7 protein-coding genes are annotated in these 10568 nt (G+C 71.5%); 5 read left to right on the forward strand and 2 right to left on the reverse strand.

The window, feature by feature from the left end:
* Window positions 1-125 precede the first annotated feature (125 nt).
* From EAT51_RS13320 to EAT51_RS13335, 4 genes are all read left to right on the forward strand, one after another.
* Window positions 126-800 carry a response regulator transcription factor gene (locus EAT51_RS13320; protein WP_130561757.1) on the forward strand — a complete coding sequence of 225 codons (675 nt, stop codon included), beginning with the start codon at window positions 126-128 and terminating at the stop codon, window positions 798-800.
* On the forward strand, window positions 797-2173 hold the full coding sequence (locus EAT51_RS13325) for a sensor histidine kinase (RefSeq protein WP_130521560.1): 1377 nt from the start codon (window positions 797-799) through the stop codon (window positions 2171-2173). Before EAT51_RS13320 ends, EAT51_RS13325 begins: the two co-directional genes overlap by 4 nt.
* Before the next feature lie 8 nt (window positions 2174-2181).
* The gene (locus EAT51_RS13330; RefSeq protein ID WP_130521667.1) at window positions 2182-3213 is read left to right on the forward strand and encodes an ABC transporter substrate-binding protein; all 1032 of its coding nucleotides are present in this window, start codon (window positions 2182-2184) and stop codon (window positions 3211-3213) included.
* A gap of 215 nt (window positions 3214-3428) precedes the next feature.
* Window positions 3429-4223, forward strand: coding sequence for a MipA/OmpV family protein (locus EAT51_RS13335; protein WP_165422014.1), 795 nt, complete (start codon window positions 3429-3431; stop codon window positions 4221-4223).
* Between the two features lie 6 nt (window positions 4224-4229).
* Here the strand turns inward: EAT51_RS13335 and EAT51_RS13340 are convergent, their stop codons facing one another.
* Complete coding sequence (locus EAT51_RS13340; protein ID WP_130521565.1) at window positions 4230-6323, reverse strand: phosphoglycerol transferase I; 2094 nt, start codon at window positions 6321-6323, stop codon at window positions 4230-4232.
* A 348-nt stretch (window positions 6324-6671) separates the two neighbouring features.
* On the opposite strand from EAT51_RS13340, the gene EAT51_RS13345 reads away from it, so the two are divergent.
* Entirely contained in the window at window positions 6672-7328 is a 657-nt protein-coding gene (locus tag EAT51_RS13345; RefSeq protein ID WP_130521567.1) for a LuxR C-terminal-related transcriptional regulator, read from the forward strand.
* Between the two features lie 221 nt (window positions 7329-7549).
* Here EAT51_RS13345 and EAT51_RS13350 read toward each other — a convergent pair whose 3' ends face one another.
* On the reverse strand, window positions 7550-10177 hold the full coding sequence (locus EAT51_RS13350; RefSeq protein WP_130521569.1) for a hybrid sensor histidine kinase/response regulator: 2628 nt from the start codon (window positions 10175-10177) through the stop codon (window positions 7550-7552).
* Between the last annotated feature and the right edge of the window lie 391 nt (window positions 10178-10568).

A 10568-nucleotide genomic window follows, 5' to 3' on the forward strand; every position in this document is an offset into this window, starting at 1 on the left:
GTTGCGAGGCAGGCTAGGGGCCGCAAGCTGTCATGGTCCTGTCGCTGCGGCGCAGCAAAGGTGGGATGGACGCGGCCGCGCGCAGATGGAGTCCTGCGGCGCCCCATGCCGTGCTGGCCGTGCCGATGCGCCTGCTGCTGGTCGAAGACAACGAGGACCTGGCCGATGCCATCGTGCGACGCATGCGGCGCAGCGGCCACGCGGTGGACTGGCAGCGCGACGGCTTGGGCGCGGCCAGCGTGCTGCGCTACCAGGCCTTCGACCTGGTGGTGCTGGACATCGGCCTGCCGCGCATGGACGGCCTGACCGTGCTGGGCGAGCTGCGCGAGCGCGGCGACGCCACGCCGGTGCTGATGCTCACCGCGCGCGACGGCATCGAGGATCGCGTGCACGCGCTGGACGTGGGCGCCGACGACTACCTGGCCAAGCCGTTCGACTTCCGCGAGTTCGAGGCGCGCTGCCGGGTGCTGCTGCGGCGCAGCCGCGGCCAGGCCACCGCCGCGGTGCAGGTGGGCACGCTGGTGTTCGACGCCGCCGCGCACACGGTGCACGTGGATGGCGTGGCGCTGGAGCTGCCCAACCGCGAGTTCCGCCTGCTGGAGATCCTGCTGGGCCGGCTGGAGCAGGTGGTGAGCAAGGACGAGATCGCCAAGGGCCTGTTCGGTTTCGACGACGAGGCCGGGCCCAACGCCATCGAGCTGTACATCGGCCGCCTGCGCCGCAAGCTGGGCGAACACGGCCCGCTGCGCATCACCACCGTGCGCGGCGTGGGCTACAAGGCAGAGGCCGCCGCGCCATGAGCCGCGCCGCGCCTTCGCTGCGGCGCACGCTGCTGCTGTATCTGGGCGCGCTTTCGGCGCTGGCCATCGCCGTGCTGTTCTTCGCCGCACGCGCCTATGGCAACCGCGCCGCCAACCAGTCCTACGACCACCTGCTGGTGTCCTCGGCGCTGTCGATCCTGGACAGCGTCGCCCTGGCCGATGGCCAGTGGCAGGTGGATCTGCCGTACGCGGCGCTGGACATGCTGTCGATGGCGCCGGAGGACCGCGTCTTCTACCGCGTGCTCGACGGCAGCGGCCGCACCATCACCGGCTATGGCGACCTGCCGATGCCGCGCCGGCCGCCGCGCGACGGGCAGCCGGTGCTGTTCGACACGCGCTACAGCGGCGAGCCGGTGCGCGTGGCGGCGGTGGCGCGGCGCATCACCACGCCGGCCGCGCAGGCGCAGGTCCTGGTGGAGGTGGGGCACACCCGCCGCGCGCGCGAGGCGCTGGCCGGCGAGCTGGTGCTGCGCGCGCTGGCCGCGCTGGCGCTGCTCTCGCTGCTCAGTGCTGCGCTGGTCTGGCTGGGCGTGCAGCGCGCGCTGCGGCCGCTGGCGCGGCTGGAGGGCGACCTGTCGCGGCGCGAGCCCTCCGACCTGCGCCCGCTGCCCGAGGGCGCGCCGCAGGAGATGCAGCAGATGGTCGGTGCGCTCAACCGCTTCATGCAGCGCCTGCAGGCCAGCAACGAGAACCTGCGCGCCTTCATGGCCGAGGCCGCGCACCAGATGCGCACGCCGCTGGCCGCGCTGCGCGCGCAGGCGCAGCTGGGCCTGGACGAGGACGATCCGGCCGACATGCGCCGCAGCCTGATCGCGGTAGAGCGCAATGCGACCCACATGAGCCGCCTGCTCAACCAGCTGCTCAGCGATGCCAGCGTGCTGCACCGCTCCAACCTGCAGGACTTCACGCGCTGCGACCTGGCCGAGGCGCTGCGCCAGGCCTTGCACGACGCGCTGCCGGCGGTCGGCCCGCAGCCGGTCCTGGTGCTGGAGATGGACCCGGCGCCAGCGTACGTGCGCGGCGATGCGCTGCTGCTGCGTGAGGCCCTGAAGAACCTGATCGACAACGCGCTCAAGCACGGCGGCGCGCAAGGGCCGCTGGAGATCGCGCTGCGCGTGGAGCCGGCGCAGTGCGTGGTGACCATCGCCGATCGTGGGCCCGGAATCCCGGCGGCCGAGGCCAACACCGTGTTCGCACGCTTCGCCCGCGGCGCGCAGGCCGCCCGGGGCGGCGCCGGCCTGGGCCTGGCCATCGTCAAGCGCGTGGCCGACAGCCATGGCGCGCACATCGACCTGTCCAACCGGCCCGAGGGCGGGCTGGTGGTGACGCTGCGCCTGCCGAGAATCGCCTGATGCGCCCGATGCGTCTGTTCGCCGTGCTGCTGTTGCTGTGCGTGGTGCCCCTGGCCTGGGCGCAGTCGGACAAGGCACGCCGCTTCCCCGCGCCCTCCGGCAAGGCCGGGGCGCAGCTGCGCGTGCAGGGCTCGACCGATCTGCCGGTGTTCGCCAGCGTCATCGCCGACTACCAGCGCCTGCATCCGGACGTCGAGGTGCTGTACGAGGAGGTGGTCTCCTGGGAGATGTACGCGCGCTACCTGCGCGCCCCGAACGACGCGCAAGGCCCGGACCTGATGATCAGCGCCAGCATGGACCTGCAGACCAAGCTGGCCAACGACGGCCATGCGCTGGCCTATCGCTCGCCGCAGACCGAGGCGCTGCCCGACTGGGCGCAGTGGCGGCACGAGGTCTTCGCGGTCAGCACCGAGCCGGTGGCCATCGTCTACAACACACGCCTGCTCAAGCCGGACCAGGTGCCGCGCACGCGCCGCCAGCTGCTTGACCTGCTGCGCGATCCCGACGCGCCGCTGCGCGGCCGGGTGGGCACCTACGACATCGCGCGCAGCGGCGTGGGCTATCTGTTCGCGACCCAGGACGCGCAGCGCGGCAGCGTGTCCACCGCGCTGCTGGCCGCGCTGGGCCGCAACGCGGTGCAGCTGGAGGAGCGCACCGGCCCGCTGCTGGACCGGGTCTCGCGCGGCCAGCTGCTGCTGGCCTACAACGTGCTGGGCTCCTATGCGCAGGCGCGCATCGACGCCGGCGCGCCGCTGGGTCTGGTGCAGCCGGAGGACTACACGCTGCTGGCGCTGCGCACCGCGGTGATCCCGCGCACGGCGCAGCACCCCGCGCAGGCGCAATCCTTCCTGGACTATCTGCTCTCGCCGCGCGGCCAGCGCGTGCTGACCGAGCAGGCGCGCCTGGGCTCGGTCCTGCCGGCCGGCGAGGCGCTGCGGCCGATCGCGCTGGGGCCCGGCCTGCTGGTGTACCTGGATACGCTCAAGCGCCGCCAGTTCCTGGAGAACTGGCGCGCGCTGGTCCAGCCGCAGGCGCCTTGAGGCCGATCGCGCGCCGCAGCGGACGCGCGCGGGGCATGAACGGAACCGTTCCGGCTCCGGCAAGTACGACATCGTCCCGACATCTTCTGCCAGAAAATGGTCACCGATAGGCCTGGGCTCGCCAGCGGATTCGCGCCGCGCCGACCCACGCCTCGCCCGGCGGGAGGCCGCCGGCGAGGCCTGGCCGCCTAGGACCTTAGACCATGCATGTGCGCTTGATTCCTCTCCTGCTGGCGGTGCCGGCCCTCGGCGCGCTGGCGGTCTTGCCCGCCAGAGCGCAGGACGCGACCGTCACCCAGCCGACCAGCGATAACGAACAGGTGATCGGCATGGCCGCCCAGCTCGAGTCGCGCTATCCGGGCGGCGGCGGCAGTCGCTTCGCGCCCATGCCGGTGTTCTCGCTGCAGCACGGCGTGCTGTTCGCCGATCAGGAGCACGGCGCCGGCCTGCAGTTCCAGCTCGGGCCGGTGTTCACCCTGTCGCAGTCGGTGGCCTACGACTTCGGCCGCGTCGATCACGACAGCCGCTGGCGCTCCGGCAGCACGCGCCTGGCCGGCATGGGCCAGGTGCCCGACGCCTTCACCTCGCACACCATGCTGGAGGCGCAGTTCACGCCCTGGCTGTCGGTCAGCGCCGAGGCCGAGCGCACCTTGCGCCAGTCCGCGCCGCGCACCCAGTTCCACCTGGGCACCGAGCTGGGGCTGTTCCAGACCGCGCACGACGGCATGGCCGTGGACGTAGATGCCTGGTGGGGCGATGCGCATTACAACCAGGCCTGGTTCGGCGTGACGCCGGCCCAGGCCGCGCACTCGGACTTCGCGCCGTTCCAGGCCGATGCCGGGCTGTACGCTGGTTCGTTAGGCCTGGGTTGGGAACACAAGTTCGACACGCACTGGACCTCCACGACCCAGCTCACCTCCACGCGCTACGGGGGCCAGGTGCAGAGCAGCCCGCTGCTGGTGCGCCGCACCGAGCCCGGCGCGGTCTGGGCGATCACCTATACCTACTGAGTGCGGTTACGAGCGCTTGCTGCGCGTCGGCGCCGGCACCAGGGCCACATCGTGGTCCACGCCGATGTCGTCGGGCGAACCCAGCCAGGCGCGGATCTGCATGTCGTCCACTTCGCGGTCCAGGTCCAGGCTCATCTCGATGCGGCCGGAAGGATCGGGCAGCGCCCAGTGCTGGGCCAGCACTTTGCCCTGCGCATCCATGGCCTCGATCCAGAACGCGTGGCTGGGCCGGTGCGAGGTGGTCAGCGTGACCTGGTAGTGGCCGGGCGCGGTCTGGCGCAGCGCCGAGCCGACCATCACCGGCTGGCGCGGCTCCAGCCGCGCGCCGGCCATGCGCTGCAGCGGCGCGTCCACGCGCACGCCGTGCGCCAGCTCGCCGCTGCGGTACAGCCGCGCATCGCGGGCGTTGTTGATCAGCAGCGCGCACCAGCCGCTGTCGGGTGAGTCGTTGTCGAAGGCGGTGCAGCGGTCGACATAGGCCAGGGTGTTTTCCGGGCTGGCCTTGCGGAAGCGGCGCGGCGTGTCTTCCAGGGTGATGTTCTTCAGGTTCCAGCTGCTGTCGTAATCCAGCAGCACGGGCGGGCGCAGCTCCTGCACGCCGACGACCAGGCGATCGTCGTCCACACGCAGCGTGCGCGTCTGCCGCCCGGTCCACAGCTGGTTGGCGTAGGCCAGATAGCGGCGATAGTCGCGGCCGTCGGCCTGCGCGAAGGCGGCGCTGGCGCTGGGCTTGGCGTGCGGGTCGAGCAGCGAGCGGCCGAAGCCGATCGCGCCCAGCGCCGGATCCAGCAGCGACAGCAGCGTGGCACCGGAATCCAGCGTGCTGCCGCCGCGCGTATCCACCTGCTTGGGCGCGATGCCCGGGCCCAGCATCAGCAGCAGGTTCTCGCGGTGCAGCGTGCGCAGCGTGTCGGCCAGCTCGTTGGGCAGGGCCAGGTGATCGGAGGCGACCACCACCACCGTATTGTCGGCCCAGCGGCTGCTGCGGATCCTGGCGACCAGCTCGCCGATCAATCGGTCCGAACAGGCGATCGCCTCGCGCATGCTCACCGCGTCCTGGCCCTGGCGCTGACACGCCACCGGCAGGTGCCCGGCCGGATGGTGGGTGTCCATGGTCAGCGTGGTCAGCATGAAGGGCCGGCCCGCGCGCGACAGCGCCTGGAACCTGTCCCACACCTGATCCAGCAGCACGTCGTCGTGCACGCCCCAGGCCGAGAAGTGGCGGCGATCGATGCCCTGGCGCTCGAACCAGGCCAGATCGCGCACATCGTCGTAGCCATGGCTGGCCAGGAAGCTGCCCTTGCCGGCGAACGCGCCATCGGCGCCGCCGATGAAATCGTTGCGATAGCCCTGCGTGCGCAGATAGTCGCCCAGGCACTGCGCCTCGGGCAGGAAGCTGTGCATGCGGCCGAAGCTGTTCTCATCGCCCGGCGCGGCGGTCAGCGGCACGCCGCACTGCGAGGACACCATGCCGGCGATGGTCCAGCCGCCGCCGTCGGCCGAGGTCACGTTGCGGAAGTCCAGCCCTTCGCTGGCCAGCTGCTGCAGGTGCGGCGTGATCCCTCCGAAGGCCTTCCGATCGAAGTAGGTGCGCTCCAGGCTCTCGCCATAGATCCACACGATGTTCTTGCGCGTAGGCAGCGGTGCGCGCGGGACGCGGTACTCGCCGGCCACCACGCTGCCATCGACCGGCTGACCGAGGCGATACAGGCGCATGCCATCGCGCGGCAGCGGACTGGCGGTGACGGCGATCGCGGCAGCGGCGAGGAAGGCAGCGGACGTGGCGCGCGCCTGGTCATGCAGGCGCCAGCGCCGCACGCGCGCCAGACCCAGCGGCAGCAGCGAGGCCAGCAGCAACGCGACATAGGCGGCGATGTCGCCCGCGAAATCCGAGACGCCCGCGCCTTCCATCCCGGCCCTGAGGTGATACAGCGTGGCCGCGTTGAGGCCATCGCCGCTGAGCCGGTCGATGAACCACCACGTGCTCAGCAGCACGCCCAGGAGCGAGAGCACGCACGCCTTCCACACTCGCCCGCGGCCGGACATCAACAACAGACAGGCCATCGCTAGCAGGGCAAGGGTCAGGACGAACGAGGTCATGCGTTGGGTGTCTTTCCGTACAAGCGACATCCCGAGACTAGCCACGAATTTCTAGGGTCGACAAGCGATGCATGAACGTTGCATGACAAGCGCAGTCCATCGCGACGATCACGCTGGCGACGCTTCATGGATTCTTTACATCGGCTTCAACGACGCGAAGCGTTACTGCAGCAAGTGCGAGCAACTTCGGCGTGGCGAAAATTTGTCCACGGGATGCCTGCGCATGTCCGGCGCGTTTTACGAATCCACAACAAGCCGCACTCGTGGGTCCGGCCACATGGCGAATCCGACATCTGCGCGCGACGCCGGCCTGAGCGCCGCCCGCCCGCGGTGTCCTAGACTGTGCGGATGACGCCACCGACCCTGCTCGTCGCCGACGACCATCCGCTGTTCCGCGCCGCGGTCCTGCACGCGCTGGCTTCGCGCTTCCCGGGCGTGTCCACCGTCGAGGCCTCCAGCGTCTCCACCCTGGGCGTGGCCCTGGAGCAGCATCCGGACGTGGCCCTGGTGCTGCTGGACCTGGCCATGCCCGGCGCGCGCGGCCTGTCGGCGCTGGCGCTGCTGCGCGGCGAGCGCCCCGAGCTGCCGGTGGTGGTGATCTCCTCCAACGACGATCCGCGCGTGATCCGCCGCGCCCAGCAGTTCGGCGCGGCCGGCTTCATCCCCAAGTCCTCGCAGGTGGAAACCATCGGCGAGGCGGTGGCCACGGTGCTCGAGGGCGGCACCTGGTTCCCGCCGCTGACCGCCGCGCGCTCGGAGGCCGACGCCCAGCTGGCCGCGCGCCTGGCGCAGCTGACGCCGCAGCAGTTCCGCGTGCTGATGCTGGTGGCCGAGGGCCTGCTCAACAAGCAGATCGCCGCCGCGCTGGGGCTGGCCGAGAACACGGTCAAGATCCACGTCGGCGCCGTGCTGTCCAAGCTCGGCTGCCGCTCGCGCACCCAGGCCGCCGTCATGGCGCGCTCCCTCGAGCTGGACGACGTCCCCAGCCCCGACGACGCCTTGTAGGGCCTTGGTGGGGGCAACTGTGTCCTCAAATCTCGCAGCATCCTGCCTGTAGAGCGGAGCTTGCTCCGCTGGGGCCTTCCCTACGAACCGAACGAAGCGCAGCGGAGCAAGCTCCGCTCTACAGAGGGTGCCGCCCTTGTGGCCTTTTCGGCCAATGGCAGCGATGAGGCTTTACCGGGAAAGCTTGATCATCCCCGGCGACAAGACCAGCTCCCCCAGCCTCAGCGCAGCCTCCCACTCGCCATCAGGCGCTGGGTCAGCACCGCACGCAGCGCGGCCGGCGTGATCGGCCGCGCGAGAAAGCCGTGGCCGTGCTCGAGCGCCTCGGCGCGCTCGCCGGGCGCGCCGATCAGCACTAGCGGCGGCACCGGCTCCAGCGTAGCCACGGCCGCCGCACCGTGCCCGTCGCGCCAGCGCAGATCCATCAGCACCAGGTCGGGTGGCGCCTCCTGGCCGGCCAGCGCCTCCAGCGCCTGCGGCGCGCTGCCGCAGGCGACCTGACAGCCCCAACTGCGCAGCAGCGCCGTCAGCGCCTCGCAGGCCTGCGCATCGGCATCCAGGCACCACACCCGCGTGCCCTGCAGCGGCTGTGCGGCCAGCGCGCCCGGCACCGGAACGCGTGGGACGGTCGCCGCAGGGGTCGCCGCCGCCAGCGGTACGGTGATCGCGAACACGCTGCCGCGTCCGGGCCAGGAGCGCAGCGACAGCGGATGCTCCAGCAGCCGCGCGGTGCGCTCGACGATCGACAGGCCCAGCCCGGCGCTGCGGCGGTCGTGGCGCAGGCCGTTGTCCAGCCGCGCGAACTCCTCGAAGATTGCCGCGTGCTTGTTCTCCGGGATGCCCACGCCGGTGTCCCACACTTCCACGCGCACCGCGCCGGGCACGCGGCGGCAGCCCAGCAGCACCTTGCCGTGCGGGGTGTAGTGCAACGCGTTGGACAGCAGGTTCTGCAGCACCCGGCGCAGCAGGGTCGGGTCGGTGCGCACCCGCGCGCGGGTGCCGACCGTGTGCAGGACCAGGCCCTGCGCCTGGGCCAGGATGCCGAACTGCTCGGCCAACCCGGCCAGCAGCGGGCCCAGCGCCACGTCCTCCAGCTTGGGCTGCAGCACGCCGGCCTCCAGTCGCGACACCTCCAGCATCGAGGCCAGCAGGTCGTCCTGCGCGGCCAGCGCAGTCTGCGCGCGCTGCATGAGGTCGCGCTCCTCCTCGCCGTGCAGCTTGCCCCGCAGTGCGCCCAGGAACATGCGCGCGGCGTTGAGCGGCTGCAGCAGATCGTGCACGGCCGAGGCGACGAAGCGCGCCTTGTAGCGGTTGGCGTTCTCCGCCAGCGCGGTGGCCGCGCGCAGGTCGGCCGTGCTCTCCTCCACGCGCCGCTCCAGCGTGCTGGCCAGCGTGCGCAGGTCGCGCGCGGCGGCCACGTAGGTGGTGATATCGGCGAAGCTGGTGACGAAGCCGCCGTCGGGCATCGGATTGCCGCGGATCTCCAGCACGCGGCCGTTGGGCAGCTCGCGCTCGTGCATGTGCGCCCCGCCGCTGCGCAGATGGTCCAGGCGGCGCTGGATCGCCTCCTCGACCTGGCCTGGCCCCAGCCAGCCCTTGCGCGCGTTGTGGCGGAAGAAGTCCTCGATCGGCCGGCCCACCTGCATCATCTCGGCCGGGAACTGGAACATCTCCTGGTAGCGGCTGTTCCAGGCGATCAGGCGCAGTTGCGCATCGACCACGCTCACGCCCTGCGGCAGGTGTTCCAGGCTGGACTGGCCCGAGGCCGCCGCGCGCGCGGCATCCACCAGCCCGTCCTGGGCCGAGCGCAGCGCCTCGGCGTGGTGGGCGACCATGCGTTCGAGTTCCTCGCGGCTGCGGCGGCGGTGCTCGGCCAGGCGCACGCGCTGGCGCACGAACAGCCCCAGCAGGATCAGCGGCAGCCAGCACGCCACCGCCACCGCGACCGCGCTCCAGGCCGCGGCGACGCTGCGATCGCGGCGCAGCGCGTGCAGGGTCCAGGCGGGCCCGTCCAGCGGCAGCGACTTCCACAGCCACAGCCCGCGTGCGCTGGGGTTGCGCAGCTGCACGCGGCGGTCGCCGCCGGGCAGGGTATCCACCACCTGCAGGCCGGCCAGATGCAGCGGCTGGCCCGCGTACTGGCGCGTGGCGTTCAGGTCCTCGTTGTCGCGCTCGGTCAGCGGGCGCAGCTCGCTGTAACGCCAGCGCGGCTGGCTGGCCAGGAACACGATGTCGTGGCTGTCGCTGAGCAACAGCAGGTCGCGGCTGTCGCGCCATTCGGTCTCCAGCGCGTCCAGGGTGATCTTCACCGCGATCACGCCGAGCCGGCGCCCGTGCGCATCGCGGATCGCCTCGGAGATGAAGTAGCCGGCCACGCCGGTGGTGACGCCGATGCCGTAGAAGGTGCCGGTGCCATCGCGCATCGCGTTGCGAAAATACGGGCGGAAGGCATAGTCCTGGCCGACGTTGCTGCTGGGGTCGTCCCAGTTGCTGGCCGCCACGGCGATGCCGTCGCGGTCGATCAGGGTCAGCGTGGACACGTGCGTGGCGCCGTTGGCCACCACCAGCTTGCGGTTGAGCGCGGCCACATCGCGCGCCTGCTGCGGCTGCTGCAGCGCCGTGCGCAGCTCCGGATCCAGCGCCAGCACCGTGGGCATCACCCGATAGCGTTCGATCAGCCGCTGCAGCGACTGCGCGCGCAGGTGCAGTTGGTCGGCCAGCGCCCGCTGCTCGCTCTCCAGCGCGGCCTTGCGCGCCAGCACCGCCGCGCCGATGGCGGTGGAAGCGATCGCCACGGCCAGCAGCGACCAGCCGGCGATCCGGATCAGGCGTGGAGAGAGGCGGGGCACGGCTGAGGCATGGGGGCGAACGCGCAGGGCACGGGCGCGGCATGGTCGCACACCGACGCGGACCGGTTGTATCGCGGAGGTCGTGCCGACCTCGGCGGGACCTCATCGGCCAAACACAGGGGTGCGGCGCCCCCCGCCGCAGGCGAAAAAGCCATCGAGGGCCAATGAACTGCCGCGTCCCGTTTGCTGCAGGCGAACGAGAGCTCGTAGTCGCAGCTAGCGACGGAGAAGGGAAAGGTGCTTTTGCGTTCCTTCTCTGGCCCCGCGCACCTGGCATCCCAAGCCAACCTTCCCCTATCCGCGTTGCGGTCAGGGGAGGACGCTCAGGTCAGCGTGCCGTAGCTGGTCCTTCCCCGGTACACGCACCAGACCACCAGAGCCGCAAATGTAC

The organism is Pseudoxanthomonas winnipegensis, from assembly GCF_004283755.1.
Classification (GTDB): Bacteria; Pseudomonadota; Gammaproteobacteria; order Xanthomonadales; family Xanthomonadaceae; genus Pseudoxanthomonas_A; species Pseudoxanthomonas_A winnipegensis.

Excerpts from the sequence above, each read along its gene's own strand:
- EAT51_RS13320 (WP_130561757.1), top strand. The coding sequence starts at position 126 with ATGCGCCTGCTGCTGGTCGAAGACAACGAGGACCTGGCCGATGCCATC.
- EAT51_RS13325 (WP_130521560.1), top strand. The coding sequence starts at position 797 with ATGAGCCGCGCCGCGCCTTCGCTGCGGCGCACGCTGCTGCTGTATCTG.
- EAT51_RS13330 (WP_130521667.1), top strand. The coding sequence starts at position 2,182 with ATGCGTCTGTTCGCCGTGCTGCTGTTGCTGTGCGTGGTGCCCCTGGCC.
- EAT51_RS13340 (WP_130521565.1), bottom strand. The coding sequence starts at position 6,323 with ATGACCTCGTTCGTCCTGACCCTTGCCCTGCTAGCGATGGCCTGTCTG.
- EAT51_RS13345 (WP_130521567.1), top strand. The coding sequence starts at position 6,672 with ATGACGCCACCGACCCTGCTCGTCGCCGACGACCATCCGCTGTTCCGC.